General features: G+C 60.2%; 18 protein-coding genes and 1 tRNA gene. 1 reads left to right on the plus strand and 18 read right to left on the minus strand.

Annotated elements, in window-relative coordinates; translation table 11 throughout:
• Positions 1-85: 85 nt before the first annotated feature.
• The 17 genes from ACPJXG_RS10870 to ACPJXG_RS10950 all read right to left on the minus strand — a co-directional run bounded on the left by ACPJXG_RS10870 (position 86) and on the right by ACPJXG_RS10950 (position 13,674).
• Positions 86-2,212 carry a hypothetical protein gene (locus tag ACPJXG_RS10870; protein ID WP_425254229.1) on the minus strand — a complete coding sequence of 709 codons (2,127 nt, stop codon included), beginning with the start codon at positions 2,210-2,212 and terminating at the stop codon, positions 86-88.
• Positions 2,212-3,570 carry a hypothetical protein gene (locus ACPJXG_RS10875; protein WP_425254230.1) on the minus strand — a complete coding sequence of 453 codons (1,359 nt, stop codon included), beginning with the start codon at positions 3,568-3,570 and terminating at the stop codon, positions 2,212-2,214. The genes ACPJXG_RS10870 and ACPJXG_RS10875 overlap by 1 nt, the downstream gene beginning before the upstream one ends.
• Positions 3,571-3,586: 16 nt before the next feature.
• Positions 3,587-4,291 carry a hypothetical protein gene (locus tag ACPJXG_RS10880; RefSeq protein WP_425254231.1) on the minus strand — a complete coding sequence of 235 codons (705 nt, stop codon included), beginning with the start codon at positions 4,289-4,291 and terminating at the stop codon, positions 3,587-3,589.
• Positions 4,282-4,767 carry a hypothetical protein gene (locus ACPJXG_RS10885; protein WP_425254232.1) on the minus strand — a complete coding sequence of 162 codons (486 nt, stop codon included), beginning with the start codon at positions 4,765-4,767 and terminating at the stop codon, positions 4,282-4,284. Before ACPJXG_RS10885 ends, ACPJXG_RS10880 begins: the two co-directional genes overlap by 10 nt.
• A gap of 11 nt (positions 4,768-4,778) precedes the next feature.
• Complete coding sequence (locus ACPJXG_RS10890; RefSeq protein WP_425254233.1) at positions 4,779-5,099, minus strand: hypothetical protein; 321 nt, start codon at positions 5,097-5,099, stop codon at positions 4,779-4,781.
• Between the two features lie 71 nt (positions 5,100-5,170).
• Entirely contained in the window at positions 5,171-5,542 is a 372-nt protein-coding gene (locus tag ACPJXG_RS10895) for a hypothetical protein (protein ID WP_425254234.1), read from the minus strand.
• A gap of 375 nt (positions 5,543-5,917) precedes the next feature.
• Entirely contained in the window at positions 5,918-6,988 is a 1,071-nt protein-coding gene (locus ACPJXG_RS10900; RefSeq protein WP_425254235.1) for a tyrosine-type recombinase/integrase, read from the minus strand.
• Between the two features lie 168 nt (positions 6,989-7,156).
• Positions 7,157-7,666 (minus strand): hypothetical protein, encoded by a 510-nt coding sequence (locus ACPJXG_RS10905; protein WP_425254236.1) that lies wholly within the window; start codon positions 7,664-7,666, stop codon positions 7,157-7,159.
• Entirely contained in the window at positions 7,621-9,849 is a 2,229-nt protein-coding gene (locus ACPJXG_RS10910; RefSeq protein WP_425254237.1) for an AAA family ATPase, read from the minus strand. The genes ACPJXG_RS10905 and ACPJXG_RS10910 overlap by 46 nt, the downstream gene beginning before the upstream one ends.
• Complete coding sequence (locus tag ACPJXG_RS10915) at positions 9,846-10,031, minus strand: hypothetical protein (RefSeq protein ID WP_131689426.1); 186 nt, start codon at positions 10,029-10,031, stop codon at positions 9,846-9,848. The genes ACPJXG_RS10910 and ACPJXG_RS10915 overlap by 4 nt, the downstream gene beginning before the upstream one ends.
• On the minus strand, positions 10,028-10,381 hold the full coding sequence (locus tag ACPJXG_RS10920) for a hypothetical protein (RefSeq protein WP_425254238.1): 354 nt from the start codon (positions 10,379-10,381) through the stop codon (positions 10,028-10,030). The genes ACPJXG_RS10915 and ACPJXG_RS10920 overlap by 4 nt, the downstream gene beginning before the upstream one ends.
• Positions 10,378-10,617, minus strand: a complete 240-nt coding sequence (locus ACPJXG_RS10925) for a hypothetical protein (protein WP_425254239.1) — start codon at positions 10,615-10,617, stop codon at positions 10,378-10,380. Before ACPJXG_RS10925 ends, ACPJXG_RS10920 begins: the two co-directional genes overlap by 4 nt.
• Entirely contained in the window at positions 10,614-11,192 is a 579-nt protein-coding gene (locus ACPJXG_RS10930; protein WP_425254240.1) for a hypothetical protein, read from the minus strand. The genes ACPJXG_RS10925 and ACPJXG_RS10930 overlap by 4 nt, the downstream gene beginning before the upstream one ends.
• Complete coding sequence (locus tag ACPJXG_RS10935) at positions 11,189-11,392, minus strand: helix-turn-helix transcriptional regulator (RefSeq protein ID WP_131689430.1); 204 nt, start codon at positions 11,390-11,392, stop codon at positions 11,189-11,191. The genes ACPJXG_RS10930 and ACPJXG_RS10935 overlap by 4 nt, the downstream gene beginning before the upstream one ends.
• A 141-nt stretch (positions 11,393-11,533) precedes the next feature.
• Positions 11,534-12,175 carry a hypothetical protein gene (locus ACPJXG_RS10940; protein WP_131689431.1) on the minus strand — a complete coding sequence of 214 codons (642 nt, stop codon included), beginning with the start codon at positions 12,173-12,175 and terminating at the stop codon, positions 11,534-11,536.
• A gap of 13 nt (positions 12,176-12,188) precedes the next feature.
• Entirely contained in the window at positions 12,189-13,412 is a 1,224-nt protein-coding gene (locus ACPJXG_RS10945; protein WP_425254241.1) for a tyrosine-type recombinase/integrase, read from the minus strand.
• A 175-nt stretch (positions 13,413-13,587) separates the two neighbouring features.
• A tRNA-Leu gene (locus ACPJXG_RS10950) sits at positions 13,588-13,674 on the minus strand.
• 319 nt (positions 13,675-13,993) lie between these two features.
• Here ACPJXG_RS10950 and ACPJXG_RS10955 point away from each other — a divergent pair.
• Positions 13,994-14,749: a hypothetical protein gene (locus ACPJXG_RS10955; protein WP_402718641.1), complete on the plus strand. Its 756-nt coding sequence runs from the start codon at positions 13,994-13,996 to the stop codon at positions 14,747-14,749.
• A 130-nt stretch (positions 14,750-14,879) separates the two neighbouring features.
• On the opposite strand, the gene ACPJXG_RS10960 is transcribed toward ACPJXG_RS10955, so the two are convergent.
• Positions 14,880-17,153, minus strand: coding sequence for a TonB-dependent receptor (locus tag ACPJXG_RS10960; protein WP_425254242.1), 2,274 nt, complete (start codon positions 17,151-17,153; stop codon positions 14,880-14,882).
• Between the last annotated feature and the right edge of the window lie 82 nt (positions 17,154-17,235).

Below are 17,235 nucleotides of genomic sequence, written 5' to 3' on the forward strand. Positions count from 1 at the left end.
AAAACCATGCACTACGATCCGATCATGCTGGGCGCTTTTATCGCCATGCTCATTACCGCCTGGCTTGAATCCAGGAAGTAGACGCTTAGTTTTCCTCTTGCTGCTGCATGAGCACGGCCGGCGACATTGCCAATCCCACCGGGCGTCCTGCTGCGCGCTGCAAGGCGTTACCCGCCAGTGCCTTCGGCACATTCATCGCCGCGCTTGATTTGAACCCGACCGCGATATTCTGGATCGGCTCCTGTAGCGACCTTCCAAATGGCACCTTACTCAGCAGCGAGCTGGCGGCGAGGCGGTCAAAAATATTGCCAATGGCCGCCGCAGTATTGGAGTTGTTGACCGCGCTACCCCTCGGCTGTACCTGCTCATAACTGGCCACCCGCCCGATCGCGCGCAATTGGTCGACCTCCGGCCTGGTGAAAAACAATGCCAGTTTCTCGTCGCCGATGGCGTTCAAGGACTTGTTGTAAGCCGACTGGCTCAGGTTGCCCACTTCGTCAGCGGCACCGTTCAGCGCCTTGGCCTTCAGGTGCGCGGCGATCTGTTCCCGGACGGCCTGAAGTGCATCCGGGCTTGCCTTCACCGACTGCCGCAGCGCGGCCAGGTCGGCCACGTTTGCCTTCGCCCCGCCGCCGACGATAAACTGTTGCACGAACTTGTCGGGTTCGATGCCATCGCGTACCGCTTGCAGCGCGGGCGTTTTCTCCACGATACCCATCCATGCCCGGTTCAAGCTGCGCGCCCGGTTGAAGGCGTTGATGGCGTCTTGCCCTTGCCCATCGAGCAGCGGCGTATCATCCAGCGCCTGGCGCACAAGTCCCAATGCCTTGCGCTCGCTGGCATCGGTGGACGAGCGCTGCAGGTCCCCGATGCGCGTCTTGAACTGTTCCGCAGTGTCGACCGTCAGCGGCATCTTGCCGCTGGCTGCCTTGTTCAGCAGGCTTCTCACGTCAGCCGGCAGTTTCCCGCCGAGCAATGCCTCATCGAGTGCGTCGTTCGCCCGATTGCTGAACGTGTGCGGATCAAGCGCCGCACTGCGGCCATCGGTCGCACGTGCTGCGGCATAGCGCGCATCGATGGCGCTCTTGGCCGCGTCGTTGCGGCTCGACAGCGCACCCATTACACGGCGGCCGCCCGAGATAGCGGTATCCGGCGTGCCAGCGCCCAGGTCATTCAATCCGCTGATCAGCACCCTGTTGTTGGCATTTTCGGTTTGTCCCAGAGCCTGCGCTGCGGAGTCCTTGCTGTTTACGCCAAGCTTGGCCAGGTTACGCTGCTGGGTGATGACGGCGGGATTGTCGGTCAGGCCCGCCGCAGTGGGGGTGGCACCGGTCAAGCGGTAATCAGCCAGGCGGCGTACGGCCATGGGATTGACCGAGCGGCTAACGTTGAGGGCATCGGCCACGTCTTTGCGAATGCGGACCTGCACGTTGGCGGGCATCTCCGTCAGCTTCATTCCACTTGGCTGAAGGGCGTTGTCGATATGTGTCTCGACGTCGGCGGGGGAGAAGGTTTGCGGGCGTGCAATGCGCCCGACTACACCTGCTGCCTGGGCCAGCTTATTCATTGCTAACGGTGCTGTCACGCCAGCAGCCAAGCTCGCCAGCAATTGCGATGAATCGCTGCCACCGGTCTCGCGCGTATAGCCGCCTGCCGCGCCTGCGCTCCCCGCAGAAACAAGCTGCTGCAATGGATTGGCCGCAAGCGTCTGGGCTACTCCTTTTGTCACGCCGGTGGCGCTTTGAGCTAGACGGTTCATTGCTGCAATTGGCACCAGGCCGCCGGCCACCGTGCGCGATGCGTCGCCGACTACGCGCTCAAGGGCATTGCGAGGCTCCGGCAATCCGGCGGCATCGGCCAACCCCCTGAAATTGACCGGCTGAATAAAGTCGCGCGACGAGCTGCCAGTGACCAGGTCGGCAAGCTTATTGCGTTCTGGCAGCACTGCGTTTAGACCAGCACGGAATGGTGTAGCCAGCATGTTAAGAGCGCTGCCGATTCCTTCAATGCCATAGCGGGCTGCTAGGCCTGTTTGGCGTGGAAGGTCAGCAATGCTGTCATTCAACTGCTGACCGAATGGCTTGGCGGGTGGCGGCGGTGGCGCTCCAAGCTGCGATTGCAGCATTTGAAATGCCTGCTGTTCGGTAGCGCCCTCCGGGCCCTCAACCGAATACTTCTTGCCTTCGGGATCGGTGAATTTGAATGTGGGCATTAGTGCACCTCAACTTTCCAGCCTTTGGGCAGGGCGGGTGCTGCTGGCGTCTCGGGAGGCTGTTTCTTCGATGGAGAAAAGACTACCTTACCGTCTTTGCGGCCTGTGGTGCGCTCGTACTGGTCAAGAAGTCCATCACGCTGTGCACCCATCAGTTCCAAAAAGTGGGTGACCACGCCCTTGAGCTGCTGCGGAGATTTAGCATCAGCCATCAGTTCAGACATTTCTTTGCGCTCGTCCACTCCACCCCCGCCGGCAATGATTGCCTTTACCACCTCCTTGCCGACGATTTCCTTCACGGCTTTGAAATCGGTAGGCGCTGCGGCGCCAGTCTGCTGCTTCCAAGTATTGCGGACTTTGTTAAGGATTTGTAAATTCCCGTTATCCAGCGCATCCGCCATGTGGCCCAGCGTTTCCAGGTGATCTACGGCCACGCTGAACGAACGCAAAGCCGTACCCTCTTTGCCAGTTGAAAAACCTCTCAGTGCATTTGCTTTAGCCGCATAGTCGCCGCCGTCATAGGTCGGATTGAGCTGCATTACGCGTGCCATGATGGCTTGGCCGCGCGGGCGGGCGAGTGCAAACCCGTTGATTGGCGCAAGTTGACCGGCAGCGATCGCTTTTGCCATGGCCTCCACATCTTCCGACTTGACCTCACGCTGGGCGGCAGACTCTTTGATCTGTTGTAGACGAATCTGGTTGTTGTTGCTATCCGCATTATTCTGGCGAGCCGTTTTCGCCGCCAGCCGTGCATTCGCATCCGGCGTGGTCATCTCAATCAACTTCTGCCCACCAAGCGCCGCCTGCATTTTCCATTCCGCCAGGCCGGCCGGATCCTGTGGGATGCGCGCGATTGCCTGATCAACGGTGGAGCCAGACGCGCCGACGATATCTTTCAGGCGCGGGTCGCTGTACATGGACTGCGTCCAGCCAATAGCCGCCTCGCGGTCGTTGACCATGCCAACGGCGTCCCGGTGCTGCTGGGCGGCCAGGTTGACGATCTTGCTGCGCACCTCGTCTGTTTGCGCGGTGGTGTGCAAGGTGTCGGCTTCGACCTTGCCAATATCGGCGGTCGCCTTTTGGCGGTCTTGATATTGCTTGCCATAGGCCAGACCAGCCTTGCCGAAGCCCTGCTCGGCAAGGCTGCGCGTTACGTCTTCGCCGCTCTTGCCCAAGCCGAGAAGCTGCGACAGCGCGTTTTCACCAGCCCGATCACGCTGGCTGTCGACAAAGCTCATGTCGGCCAGACGGTTTTGGTTGCGGGCCTGGTACAGCTGAGCCAGCTTGTTCTGGGTGTCAATCGGGTTGTCGAGCTGAACGCCGCGGCCTTGCAAAAGAATGTTGTGGTCGAGTGCCATGTTTATTGCTCCCTTATTACGGCGAATATGGATAATTTCCATTGCCGTAGTAGTTGAAATTGTCGGTCTGGTTGGTGGCGCCCTGGGTGACCCCCTGAGCGCCATTGCCGCCGTTCAGCAGGCTGTTTTGGTTGTACCAGTTGAGGCCCTGGCTCAAGCCATTGGTCAAGGCGTTGCCGGTGGCCACATAGCCCGATGCACGAGCATTACCAGCGGCCAGTTGGTTCTGCGCCACATTGTTGGCCGTGTTTTGCCCTGACGATGCGTTGACGTTGGACGCTGTCTGTCCGATGCCGGCCAGGCTGGCCAGGCGGTTCTTGTTGGTGGCGTCGCGGTTGAACGCGTCGTTGTACTTGGTGCTGGCGTAATCGTTGTTGTACTGGCTGGCGGCCTTCAGGGCCGCGCCCGACAACAGTCCGCCGCGTGCGGCAGCGCTGCTGGTCAGGCCTTTCATGCCCTCGGCCAGGCCGAACTGATAGCCTGGTTCGCTCTGCAGGTTGGCACCGGTGAAGTCGGGCATGGATGCCAGTTTGTTCAGCGCCGTTACGCCGGCGTCGTAGAACGGTTTGTTGTCGGCGCGATTCTGGTTGTACATCTCCCACTGCGTATCGTTGGCCTGATTGGCTGCCGCAGTTTGCGCCTTGCCCGCCTTGTTGGCCGACGAGATATTGGACGCTACGCCAACAGCGGCGATACCTGCGCCTACCCATGCTACTGACATAATGTCTCCTTGTGTTCTGGCAGTGCACCGTCCAGTTCGTCATGACTCTCGCAGGCAATTTCAACCTCGATGGCTGCGATATCGATCTGGTCGGTGCGGAAAACGTTAATAAAAATGGTGTCTTCGTGTGCGTAGCCCACCTTTTGCAGGCCGGCCGGCGAAGTCTGGACGTGTCCGGCGCGTACCCGGGCGTAGCCGGTTTCGGTCACTACCGAGATATCGCCCATGGCCACGATGTTGACGCAGGCCTTGCGGTGGATTTTGCCCACCAGGATGGTGCCTTTCTTGATAAACAGCTTGCGGGTATAGACGCCGTCTTGCACGGTGTGCTCGACTGGCATCTCGACGTGCAAGCCGGGCAGCGACAGCAGGTGGTCTTTCAGCGCCGCGATCTGGGCGCGCACCACCAGTGGGTCGGGATCGACCTGAAACACGATTTCGCCAACTGCATTTAGGGCCACAAGGTTGTCTGCCATGGCGTGCTCCTTTACGAAGCGTTCGAATGCAAGGATGTATAGCGCGTCCGATGGGTATAAGGATCGGCATAATCCGTGGCTGTTGGGCGTTGATCGAGCAAGCCGCTAACTTGGTTCGCCAGTTGCAGCTCAATTTCATACAGAACCACAACAGCCGCAGCGCGCTCAAGCTCGGTTTCCGTCGCCTGGCGAATTTCGACATTCTCACCGGCTGCTAGAGCGTTATCGATGTCTTGAGGCGTAAGCCACTGGCCGGTCGGCTCCAGGCAGAAAGCGCCCAGGAGGTCAGGCGCTCGAGCGCTCAACTCCGGATTGAAGTAGACGATTTTCATTTATTTCCCTTTCATGTCGATGGCGCATTAAAACCCGCTTGCGTCCGATTTTCAGGGGAAAAACCGGACAGTTACAGGGCTTCGGCAATGACCAGGTAGGCTTGCGAGCGACCGATTCCATACTTCGCCTGCAGGCGCTGGCAGATCGTTGCCCGGCTTTCCTTCTGGTCGAGCAGGCGGCGCGCGAATTTGACGCGCTCCAACCGGTCGATTGATGAAATGCCGTCCAGTGCTGCGCTCTTGCGTATCAGCTCTTCGAACTGGCGCTTTGCTGGCTCAGGCACCGATAGCGCGGCCAGCCCATCGAGCATTTTTTGATATGCCCCTTTACGCACAAGGCCACCTGCGGCGTTGCACCACCCGGTAAAGCTGTCGTGGTTCTTCACTAAAGCCATCACCAAAGGGGGGCTTTGGTGCGCACTTAAGGCCGCGTCGTGCTTCAAGCAAAAAACTTAAGCGATGGTCAAATATCGTCGAGCGCAGCCGAATCAAGCAGTGCGTCCCACGTGTGACCGAGGACGGTGTGTAAAAGTTTGTCGACATACCGTCTTTTACATCGAGCCGATAGCGCCGCGCCTTCGGCAAAACGCCGCAACAGGGCGTTCCATGCCTTGCTGGCCTACTTGGATTTTTCCCTATGAGGGGCCGCTGATGTTGCGGCCCAAGCGCTTGAAAAGTGTTCGGCGTTGCTTCGGCTCTATTTTGGGCCGAATCGCCACCCCGGCAGTAGTGGGGCCAACGGTCGAATCTACCTCCAGATGGCCCAAAACCGTGGAAATGGCGCGAAAATCCCCGATGATTCCCGATAAACATGGTGGTTACTTTTCAGCAGGAGGGGGCAGAGCGGCCGTTTCACTTTCTCGCCGCCCAAAACCCATCTTCTCCGCCATCCTCGCCTGCGCAGCTTTCACGCAATCCATATCCTTTTCGAGGTAGGCCATCGTCGTGATGGGGCTCTTGTGGCGCATGACGGCCTGTATCGTCTGGATGTTCGCGCCGGCCTCCGACAGCAGCGTTGCATAGCTGCCGCGCAGGCGGTGCGGCGTGAGCCCCTTGATCTGGCTCTTCGCATTGGCAGTTTTCATCGCTGTACGGGCATAGCCGGATTGAAGCTGCGTGCCGTCGGTGCGCGGCGCGATCAGGCCTTCGCCTTTGCGCAAGGGCGCCAGATAGTCGACCAGCCATGGCTGGATAGGGCAAGGCTCGGCCTCGCGGCCCTTGGTGATGCCCGGCGTGTAGGTCTTGCGTTCCCAATCGATCCACTCCCAGCGCGCAGTGGCGGCCTCGCTCTCGCGCAGGCCCAGGCCGAACAGCAGCCGTATGGCCACGGCAACTTCGGGCGTGTCTACCGTCGCGGCATCGACCTGGGCAAGCCAGTCGCCGGCCGAAGCGAGCGACAGGATGGCGCGCGGGACTTTCTGGACCTTCAACATGGTTACTCGCCATGGCAACCGCAGCAGGATCTCGCGCTTGACGGCCCAATTGACCATCAACTTGATCACCCGCAACCAGGCATTGGCGGACGCTGGCTTGTGGTCGACCAGGTGCAGGTTGCGCGCTTTCTCGATGTGCAGCGTAGTGATCTCGCTCACCGGCAGGTCGCCCAGGTCGTACAGGTGCAGGCGCCGGATAACGTCCACCGAACGGCGGTGCGGGATGCTGGCCACAGGGGCGCGCACCAGCTGCCACTCGGCGAACAGCTCGGCCAGCGTTGGCACCGGCTTCCCACCGTTCGCCCGGGTAACAGCGTCGGCGTAGGCCCGGGCGGCCACAATCTCGGCTTCGTGCTTCACCGTCAGGCGCGTGGTGCGCTGGACGCGTTGGCCGGCCACTTGGTACCGGTAATGCCAAATCTTGCTTTCTCCAACTCGAAATAAAGTTGCGCTCATGTTTTTTCCTATCGTAGCTAATTTTTGTGGCAATGCTGTGTGAGATGCAGCGGCTGGCGCGGCACCAGGGCCGCGCATCCGCGCGCTGCTGGCTTGACCGTCGCGAAGTAACGCATTGACCGTTACAGCGGCGTTACCGGAGCGTTTCCGGGCTTGCGGGCCGCGCCGTCACGGTGACGCTTCGCTATCCCGGAGCGCCCGGATCGCAAAGCCGCGACAGCGCTGCAAGACGTCCACCAGGTCGGCTGGCATGGCCGGGCCCTTCATCCGGGTTTGCCGCCATTGCCCGCAGCGCCTGGCATTGGCGGTGCCGGCCATGTGCGCGCATTCCAGGCATACCCGCCGTTCATCGTGCTGCTGGTCGCGCACCGTCAGCCGCTGCGCCAGCGCCATGGCGGCCGCCTGGTTCAAGCCCCGGCCCCGAAACAGTGTCACCCGTGCGCAGGTAGTATCGTCGGACGGTGCCGTGCTCGATGCCTGGCGAGGTTGCCCCGCTTGGGAAAGTGGTTCGGCGATCGGTTGATCAAGGTACTGCACCAACTCATCCTTGAAGGGGCGCAGCATGCCGGCGGCAAAATGCACCGCATCGGATTGGCCTTTCAGTTTGAGCGCACCACTTGCCAGCTCGACAATTACGCCAGCCTTTTGACATTCCGCCAGCAGGTTTGCGGGGGGCATATCGTCACCTCAACCGAGGAAATTGGTATGACATTGGATGCAACCTTTTGCGAAGGGGGCGCCGAAGGGAGCGAAGGGAGCGCTGTTTTTTCTGTGCTCCCTTCGCTCCCTTCGTGCTCCCTTCGTGGAATTGCACCCGGTAAACACCACATCCATGCACCGCCCATGCTGGCTTTCACCGCCTCAATTCCCAGCGATTTCTTGATGCGTTTGGCCGCATCCCATGAATGGCCAGCATCCCGGATTTCGGCTTGCAAAGCTTTGGTGGCCATGCGACCGCCTGCATCGGTGAGGGTGTCAATCAGCATGCGCTCCAGGTCGTCACGCTGCCCACCATCTCCACCGTCGCTCTCATCGTGCTCAACCTCGCCCAGAATTTCCCGTGCCGTTCCATCGATGGTGCCTTCCCATACCGCATGCGTGGCCTCAATGCCGCCATTAATCGTCTTCATGCCAAGGCTGTAAGACACACCACCGTCATCCGGAGCGATGTTGGACTTGGCGCGCGCCAGCACGCGGCGGGCGCCGTCTTCTTCCTTCGCAGTCACCAGCACCATGCGCGCCAGGGCACCGAATGCCTGGGAGCCGATAACCCGGTCCTGTGGTGCCTTGCCTGCGCCGCCCTTGGCAAAGTGGGTGATGCCGATCACCGCGCACTGGTGGGCCTCGGCGAAGTCCACCACGGCTTGCAAGCTGCGGCGCACATCATTGGCCCGGTGCATGTCGCCGGCTACCGCGGACACGATAGGATCGATCAGCAGCAGGCTCACGCCCCCGATGGCGGCCACCGCGCGGTGCAGCTCGGGAATGTCTTGGGCCGGATCGAATGGCACGCTCTCGCCGTTTTCCGTGATGCCCTCGATGAAGTGGCAGCGGCTCAGGTCGGCGCCAGAGGCGATCAGGCGCGGCACCAGGGTATCGTCGGCGACGTCTTCGCTCGACCACACCAGGACGTTACCCTTGCGCTTGCAGGCGCTGCCATCCGGCCATGTACCGCCTGCCGTCAGCACTGAGGCCAGGCCGAGCGCCAGTGTCGTCTTGCCTGTTCCGGCGGCGCCGGCCAGGATGGTCAGCTTGCCAGCTGGAACCCAGCCAGGCCACAGCCAGGTGATCGGTAGCGGCTTGATATCGGTGGCGCAGCGGATTTTCACGGTGCGCGTGTCGGTCGCCGGGATCATCGAACGATCGTTGGTCAAGCTCGTCACGGGCCCGGCCGCTGGCGCCGCCAGCGCAACAGGCGCAGCATGACTACCGTCCTGCGGCGTGGCCGCGCTGATTGCCGCCATGACAGCCTGGCTTCCCTCACGGGCATGCAGGTCGTTGAAGTCGGTAGGCTGTCCATCGTCAGACTGGAACACAGGCACCGCCAGCAAGCCGCCAACAGCAGCGGCCGCAGCCTTCGCCTTTATCAGGCCGGTATTGCTACTCTCCTTGAACCTGTCGTCATCGGCGCACACGATGATCCGGATACCCGGCAGTTTCCCGCGCAATACCTTGGCCACCGCCTCCAGGTTCCCAGCATTGAAGGCCACGGCCACCGGGTAGCCAGTCACGGCATACAGACTAGCGCCAGTAGCAAAGCCTTCGCAGACCAGCAGCGTATCGGCAGGCTTGCCGCCAAAGCTGTAGTAGCAGCCCTTGACCTTGCCGTTCGACTTGAGGAGCTTGCTGCCATCCTCGTAGATGAATTGCACGCTGGTGATGGCGCCGGTGGCGTCGCGTATTGGCACGATCAGGGTGCGCTTGTCCTTGAACTCTTTCAGGCCATACGGCTTGATGCTCTTGCGGACGCAGTACGGATTGTCGTCAGTGGCATCTCGCGCGCCGGCCAGTATGCGCACGCACACGGCCGCTGCTTCGCCTTCCAGCTGCAAGCGCGTGAACTCGGCATCCTGCCTGGCCTTGTCGATGCGTGCGCGGTACTCGGCGCGTTCGGCTGGCGTCAGCACCTGGTCGGACTTGCCGCACCACTTTTCGGACAAGTCGGTTTTCCAGTTACCGAAGGCGCCGGCCGGCACGCCATCGCTGTGCAGGATGTACCAGGCCGACTTCTTGCCCTTCTTGTCATCCGGGGCGTCGAAGCGGTGGCGCAGGCCATCGGCGACGATATCGGGCGGGGCCAGGTCGTAGCCGGCCATGGCGATGGCAAACTGTGCCTCAATGTTTGAAAGCGATGCGTTCAATGGATAGCCTCCTTCGGCACAGGAATGCGGACAATGACGGCCTTGAAGGTGCCACCGCGGCGATCTGCCACGTCCTGGTGATTGATGCGGATGAAGCGCTTGGCTTCTGCGCGCGTAGAGAAGGAAATGGTTGCGCCAGCAAAGGTGACGCCCCAGGGTTTATGCGGTGTGGTGGCCATCATTTCACCTCCTTTGTGCGGTACTCGTTCAGCCATGTGACGCGATCCTCGGCGTGCTCGGCCAGCAATTTCGCTGCCGAGATGGCAAAGCGCGTAAGGATGTAGGTATCTATCGGGTCAAGCACAGGCAAGTCTTCGTCGGCCGGATCGGCATCGGTGTTCGTTTCCCTGGCCAGATCGCTATTGGCAACCATTTCAAGGCACACGCCAATGCCACGGGCGATATCCATCGTGGCGGCGGCGAATTGCGCATCTTGGTCATGCTTCAGGCGGAGGTCCAAGTGCGAGAAGGGCACATGAAAGGCGGTGGCTTTTGGCAACTTGGCCGGTGCAGGTGTGTGACGGGTGCTCATGGTGCACCTCCGTCGATGCCAGCCAACGTGCCTGCGACTTCATCGGCCATTTGCTGTGCCAGCCAAAGCAGATCGTCAGGGCCTTTTTCTGGCTGCATCGCTCGGAGAAGTGCGGCCAACTGGCGCGCGCGCATGTGGGCATGCTCGGGAGCGGTGGCGTATGCGATGTGAATATCAACATAGGGCGCATCCAGCACGATGGCCGCATCAATTTGGCTACGAGTGCTCGTTTTCATGCTGCACCGCCGATCTTGGCAATGGCAGTGCGCCAGATGGTTTTGCCTTCTTCAATGCCGGCAAAGAAGGCATCAGCGGCGGCAGTGCCAGCCTGGTACGGCATATCGAGGTCTTTATGTTCGATGCGGTGCTCGAGCGCCATGCGTGCGCCGGCCTTGTATTCCTGGCTGCGTGGCGTGCGGCCGTTGTAGAACGCGGTTTGGAAAAGCTGGTCGACGGATAGGATGCCGGCGATTGATGGGGAATGTTGGGATGTGGTGGTGCCTGGCATGATTGCCTCCTTGTCGGTTGTTGAACCGCGCAACCCGTCGCCAAACGGGGAGAGCAGCAGATGGTGGGGTTGGCGAACCGGTGACAAAGGAAACCGGCATACCCGAAGGTATCCCCACCACTGCCGCTCATAGAGGACGTAATGGTGCAATGGACGAAAAAAAGCCGCCTGGTGGCGGTCGTCCGCCTTTGTCAAATTCAGGTCGCCAAACCCGGTCGCTTCTTTTTTCGCGACCTTTTCAGGATAGGCGGACAAACGCCATACGTCAACAGAATTTTTGTGGGAGAGGTGGTGTAGCGTCATGCGGCACCGTCGGCGCGTTGCGCGATGAATGCCTCTACCTGGTCGAGATCCCAAACGGTGACGCGAGCGCTCAGCTTGAACGGAGCAGGGAATTTGCCACTGCGCACCCAGCGCCAAATGGTGTCAGGGGAAACGGGCAGCTTACCCGGCTTACCCTTTGTGCTCGCCAGCTCAGCGAGTCTGATAATGCGTTGCGCCATGATGCACCCCTTGTAAATACGCCGTAAGGCAATGGGGGCATCGTTACTGAATTGATTGCGATGAGCTATTGCATGTGCCGGCACACGGTACACCTGTGCCGGCACACAGTACACCTCTGGCCGCTCATCGTAATGCGATTACTATTTATTGCCGGAGGCCGACAGTATCCATTTGTAAATTGTTCTTTGGGCCTCCTGATCACTAATGCGAGCGTTAAAGTCAGGTGCTTTTTTAATGGTACGGTCTACTAATCCAAATGAGGCGTTGCGTTTTGATTTCCATGAACCATCTCTGTATTCGTTTAGAACCCATTCTTTTAACTTATTCGTATTGACATTCTTTGCAATGCCACCTTTCTGCGATAGTTTTTTATTGCCAACATGCCGACCACAATGGGAAAAGAAGCCGAAGGACATCCCCATCCACTCGCTCGCTTTGCAAGCATAGGCCCACGCGCTACTACTCATCTCCGGCGCCTTCATCGATTGAATCGCATAGGCGCAGGCTGTACGCATCAAAGCCACCAATGTCCGCGCCTCCCGCTCACCGGAGAAAACCGGATTCTCAACCCATCCAACCAGTTCGGGATCACTATGCACTCGGCCGACCAAATCATCCCCGAGGACATCGTCGTTCCACATTGGTTCTACGCATATTTTATAAAAATCCGTAGAATTTCCGAAAGCCTCAACGTGAATTTCAGCTAATCCAGATAAGATTTTTTTAGCCTCCGATGTCGGTGTTCGCTCATCAATAGGTGATTTATCTATGAACTCTTCCATAATATTTTCCTTATTAGTTAATGCGAATACCATGGAGCGTTACGACATCAGCGCCTACGCGCAGCTTGTCCAAGTAGTCAGCCCAGCGCTGCATCATTTCTCGGCGCGCCGGCAGATGACTGGTGCGGTTGTAAGCCCGGCCGTTCACGTCCTTGACCGCATGCGCCAGTTGGTGCTCGATCAGGTCGACACGCTCACCCAGCACCTCGTCCATGATGGTCCTGGCCATGGCGCGGAAGCCATGGCCTGTCATTGTCTCCTTCGGGTAGCCCATGGCGCGCAGTGCCGCATTGACGGTGTTGTCGCTCATGCAGCGCTCTTGCGTGCGAATGCTTGGGAAGACGTACCGGCCAGTGCCGCTCATCGCATGCACGCCGCGTAGCAGTGCTATGGCTTGGCTCGACAGCGGCACCAGGTGATCGAGGCTCATCTTCATCTTGATGGCGGGGATGCGCCAGAGTGCATCGACGAAATCGATTTCCGCCCACTCAGCTGCGCGCAGCTCCCCAGGTCGCACAAACAGCAGGGGCGCCAGCTTGAGCGCCGCCACAGCGTAGGGATGGCCGTTGTAGTCGAAGATGGCGCGCAGGAGGCCGCCCGCCTGCTTGGGTTCGGTGATGGCGGCATAGTGCGTGCCAGGCACGGCGGCCAGCGCGTCGCGCAGGTCGGCGGTAACGTCGCGCTCAGCCAGATCTGATGCAACCGCAAATCGGAACACCTGGCCGCACAGCTGTTTGATCTTGTGGGCCGACTCGATGGCGCCGCGCGCTTCAATCTTGCGCAGGGCAGCCAACACGTCTCGGGGCTTGATGGATGCGATCTGCATCGCCCCAATCTCAGGGAAGATATTCTTTTCCAACCAGGACGTGTTCTTTTGCTGGGTGCTCTCGGCGCGTTCGGCTTGCGTTTTGCGCAGCCACTGCCGCGCGACGGCCTCGAAGGTATGCGAAGCGGCCGCCGTCTTGGCATGCTGGTCATCGCGCTTGGCCTGGCTGGGGTCGATGCCACCGGCCAGCAGCTCGCGTGCTTCATCGCGCCGCTTTCGGGCGGTGGCCAGCGATACGGCGGGGTAGACGCCTAAGGCAAGCGTCTTGCGCTTGTCCAGGAAGCGGTAATCTAGGCGCCAATACTTGCCGGCTTCCTTCACCAGCAGGTACATGCCGCCCCCGTCCGTGTGCTTATCACCGGCGGGCCTGGTGGGCTTCACCTGTCTTACAAATGTGTCTGTCAGCGCCATGTCTTCCTCCGTGACGGTACTTTTTATGGCGGCATCCAGAAGTACCGCCATAAGTACCGACAAAACTGTACGCTGTCATGCTACGACGTAAGACGACACAAGACAACAAAAAACCCGCGCCTCCTATGAGAAGGGCGGGTTTCGATACTTCTTAATACGATATGACATGATCATTTGGTGCCCGGAGCCGGAATCGAACCGGCACGCCCTTACAGGCGGGAGATTTTAAGTCTCCAGTGTCTACCAGTTTCACCATCCGGGCAGCGCGGCGAGATTCTAGCACAAGTGATGCCCATTGCACCATCTTGAACTCCCGCTGCCCGAACCGGCGATCCAGGCCGTGCCTGGCCATTGCCTTATGCCACCGCCGCCTTGATGGGCATGGGCCACAAGCCTGTCTGGCCTGATTCATTGTTTCCATTTCGCTTTTGGCTCCCGCTGCTTGCAGCGCCTGGGGCTATTTGGCGTTGTCCACTGAAAGGAGGTGCGTCGATGCGTGCGTAGTCAGGCGCGCGCGGTTGTTGTTCATTCGAAGTCGTTTTTTGCTTGGCAATCTGTCGTTAACTTAAAAGAGGAACACCATGGCACGTTCAGTAAAAGAATTGATTGAAAATACGCGTTCGGCACAGGCGAACAAGACTTTGCAGTCCTACCTCGACGGTGGTGGCAATTTCGTATATGGCACTGGCTACAATATGTACCAGCGCGGCAGCACGGTGAATGGCTTGATACAGTCGGGTACGATCTACATCGATGAAAGCGGCATCGCCGCCGCTGCCGCCAAGCGCGGCGTGCCGGTCGATCAGATCCTGACGGAAGTGTATATCCATGAATTGGGGCATTACGTGTATCGCCGCGACGACGCCGTGCCCGTCGCTCCCGAGGCGAAGGAAAACTGGTGCTATCAGCGCGAAGGGGAAGCGGCGGTATTTGGTTTTCAGGTTGCCATGGAAGCGTATCAGCAAGGTATTTCACTCAGCGTGGCAGGCACGAATTCCAATCCTGACCTGTATGCCACCATGCTGGCGATACATTACAGCCTGAGCATTTTTGATCCCAAGTCCAACCAGTATCTCGCCGCGATGATTGCGGCGGCAGGACGCGAGTTTGCCAAAGATCCGAAGTACAGCGAATACTGCAAAGCGCTTGCGAAAACTCAACTGGGCGCTCCGCCGCCTTATCAGATTCCCGGTGCATATGGCGAAGGTGGCACCGGTGGCACCGGTGGCGGTGGCGGCGGTGGTGGTAGCGGAGGTGGCAGCGGCGGCGGCGGCCCCAATCCCGGCGGTACCGTCACGGTGCCCAAGAATCCGAATGTCGAGATGATCCCTGGCTAATAGCCTGTGGCGGCGGAGGTATTCATCCGCCGCCACAGGCTCCAGGTAATGGCGTCGCCGCGCAAGAAAGCCGTCCGGTGAATGCCGGGCGGCTGTGTCATGCCAGAACGGCGCTACACGTTCAAAGCCATCAGAACGTCGCCTTGAACTGCACCCCATACGTGCGCGGTTCGTTGATGATGCCCGTCAGGTTGTCGAAATCGATGGCGCCCAGCGACTGGATCTGGTTGGTGATGTTGCGCCCGTACGCGGAGAGTTCATAGCGGTCCCATTTGTAGCCGACGCGCAAGCCGCCTTCCAGCAGTTCCTTGGCCTTGTATTCCTTCGCTTCATACAGGAAGAAGTTGTAGCTGGTGCGGTAGGCCCAGTCCGTGTAGGCATAGAACTCGCCATTGGCGAGGGGAATGCTGTATTTCAGGGTGAAGTTGGTTTGCCATTCCGGCGCGCGCGGCAGCGGGTTGCCGTCGATGTAGGCGGTGCCGCGGAAAGGGCCGACAGGGTCGGTGACGGTGCAGCCGCTGGCCGGATTGTTCAGCGCATTGCCGCAGCTTTGCACGAACAGCTTCTTGTCCTGGATTTCCGTGTGGTTATAGCTGCCGCCCAGGGTCATGCTGAGCGAATCGCTGAGGTTCGCCTGAAAATCGAGTTCCACGCCACGGCCCGTGGCCTTGTCGGCGTTGATCAGCTGGTTCATGTTGACGGCGCCGCTGCCGGCCGTCAGCTGCTTGTCCTTGACGCGGTACTGGAACACGGCCAGGCTCAGGCGCGCGCGCTTGTCGAACAGGTCCTGCTTGATGCCCGCCTCGACGGACAGGGCTTTCTCTGCGCCCGCGAACGAAGGGCGGTCGGCCAGGCCGTTCAGGCGTCCCTGCATCGATGGTGCGCGGTAGCCGGTGGCGATGCGCGCGTAGGCGTTCGTTTCCGGCGTCAGCACATAGGTGCCGCTCAAGTCCCAGCTGATGTTGTGCGACGTGTCGTTCAGCTTGAAGGGGCCGGCCGTGGTCGCCTCTACCCGCTTGGCCGAGAAATCCTTCTTGTCGGTCGTGTAGCGCAGGCCGGCGCGCAGTTTCAGGGCGTCCGAGACCGTGTAGTTGAGCGAGCCGAAGGCCGCGTACGACTTCGAGCTCTGGTTTTGCGTGGCATAGAACGGGCTTTGCGGGTTGCCGGGCGCCAGGCTGTTGAAGCCGATGCTGTCGATCTGGATATCTTCCTTGAAGTAGAACAGGCCGCCTATCCATTGCAGCGGGCCGCGGGCAGACGATTCGGCGCGGAATTCCTGTGAAATCTGCTTGTGGTTGGGAATCACGTCGGCCGTTTCCACGACGAAGGGGATGAAGCCGGGCCCCATCGGTGGCGCATACACGGCGCCATAGCCGCCGTCGACGTCGGCGCGGCTGAAGAAATCGAGTTTTTCGTAGCCGGTGATCGAATGCAAAGTGACGCCGGGCAAGTCCCATTTCAGGCGCATGCTGCCGCCCTTGGTTTTCAGGTGCTGGCGGTTGATGCCGTCGGTCGGATAGTTATCGTAATCAAAGCCGTCGACCAGGTCGTTCGTGCCTTGTTTCAGGATATTCGCGCGGAACAAGGTGGCCGTGCCGTCGAGGTTGCGCGCATGCACGTTGAACAGGGCCGTGAAATCGCGCGTGGGCTTGACCAGCACCTGCAGGCGGGCGGCGCTGTCTTCATAGCCTTCGAAGTCGCGCGTGCCTGTGGGGCGCGGGTTGTGCACGCGGTCGTCGCGGCGCTGCGTCTGGCCGGAAAAGCGCAGGGCGACCGTGTCGCTGACGGGCACGTTGAAAGCGCCTTCCAGGTTCTTCATGCCATCCTTGCCAAAGCCGCCGCTCAGGTAGCCTTCCGTTTTGAAGACGGGTTTGGCGGAATCGAACTTGATCACGCCGGCCGGCGAGTTGCGGCCGAACAAGGTGCCTTGCGGGCCGCGCAGCACCTCGACCTGATCCACGTCAAACACGGGAAAACCTTTCAGCATGGCATTTTCCTGCACCACGTCATCCATCACCAGGCCCACCGGTTGCGAGGCGTTCAGGTCGAAGTCGGTATTGCCCAGGCCGCGAATGTAGAAGCGGGGAAAGGTGCGGCCGTAATCCGATTCGACGGAGACGCTGGGCGAGCGGCTGTTGAGGAAGCGGATGTCGGCGCCGCCGGCCGTCAGGGTGTCGAGCTTGTCGCCTTTCAGGGTGGCGATGGACATCGGCACGTCCTTGATGTTTTCCGCGCGCCGCTGCGCCGTCACGATCACCGTTTCCAGCTGGCCAGGGCCGGCCTGCGCTGCCGGGGCGGCAGGCGCCGGGCCGCCGTCCTGCGCCATCGCCTGCAGGGGAAAGGCGGCAGTGATTGCCAGGGCAAGCAAGGTGTGGCGTAGTGGGCTGGAATGCGGTGTCATCATGAAACGGCTCCTGTCGGTCGAGGTTGTTGGGGCACTGCCAGCTGGCGCTGGCCAGCTGGATGAAAAATTATGCTAGCACGGA

The organism is Janthinobacterium sp. NFX145 (genome assembly GCF_049810325.1).
Classification (GTDB): Bacteria; Pseudomonadota; Gammaproteobacteria; order Burkholderiales; family Burkholderiaceae_D; genus Janthinobacterium; species Janthinobacterium rivuli.

Bases quoted from the DNA above. Each gene is read 5' to 3' on its own strand.
- ACPJXG_RS10870 (WP_425254229.1), bottom strand. From the start codon at position 2,212: ATGCCCACATTCAAATTCACCGATCCCGAAGGCAAGAAGTATTCGGTT.
- ACPJXG_RS10875 (WP_425254230.1), bottom strand. From the start codon at position 3,570: ATGGCACTCGACCACAACATTCTTTTGCAAGGCCGCGGCGTTCAGCTC.
- ACPJXG_RS10880 (WP_425254231.1), bottom strand. From the start codon at position 4,291: ATGTCAGTAGCATGGGTAGGCGCAGGTATCGCCGCTGTTGGCGTAGCG.
- ACPJXG_RS10885 (WP_425254232.1), bottom strand. From the start codon at position 4,767: ATGGCAGACAACCTTGTGGCCCTAAATGCAGTTGGCGAAATCGTGTTT.
- ACPJXG_RS10890 (WP_425254233.1), bottom strand. From the start codon at position 5,099: ATGAAAATCGTCTACTTCAATCCGGAGTTGAGCGCTCGAGCGCCTGAC.
- ACPJXG_RS10900 (WP_425254235.1), bottom strand. From the start codon at position 6,988: ATGAGCGCAACTTTATTTCGAGTTGGAGAAAGCAAGATTTGGCATTAC.
- ACPJXG_RS10905 (WP_425254236.1), bottom strand. From the start codon at position 7,666: ATGCCCCCCGCAAACCTGCTGGCGGAATGTCAAAAGGCTGGCGTAATT.
- ACPJXG_RS10915 (WP_131689426.1), bottom strand. From the start codon at position 10,031: ATGATGGCCACCACACCGCATAAACCCTGGGGCGTCACCTTTGCTGGC.
- ACPJXG_RS10920 (WP_425254238.1), bottom strand. From the start codon at position 10,381: ATGAGCACCCGTCACACACCTGCACCGGCCAAGTTGCCAAAAGCCACC.
- ACPJXG_RS10925 (WP_425254239.1), bottom strand. From the start codon at position 10,617: ATGAAAACGAGCACTCGTAGCCAAATTGATGCGGCCATCGTGCTGGAT.
- ACPJXG_RS10930 (WP_425254240.1), bottom strand. From the start codon at position 11,192: ATGACGCTACACCACCTCTCCCACAAAAATTCTGTTGACGTATGGCGT.
- ACPJXG_RS10935 (WP_131689430.1), bottom strand. From the start codon at position 11,392: ATGGCGCAACGCATTATCAGACTCGCTGAGCTGGCGAGCACAAAGGGT.
- ACPJXG_RS10940 (WP_131689431.1), bottom strand. From the start codon at position 12,175: ATGGAAGAGTTCATAGATAAATCACCTATTGATGAGCGAACACCGACA.
- ACPJXG_RS10945 (WP_425254241.1), bottom strand. From the start codon at position 13,412: ATGGCGCTGACAGACACATTTGTAAGACAGGTGAAGCCCACCAGGCCC.
- ACPJXG_RS10955 (WP_402718641.1), top strand. From the start codon at position 13,994: ATGGCACGTTCAGTAAAAGAATTGATTGAAAATACGCGTTCGGCACAG.
- ACPJXG_RS10960 (WP_425254242.1), bottom strand. From the start codon at position 17,153: ATGATGACACCGCATTCCAGCCCACTACGCCACACCTTGCTTGCCCTG.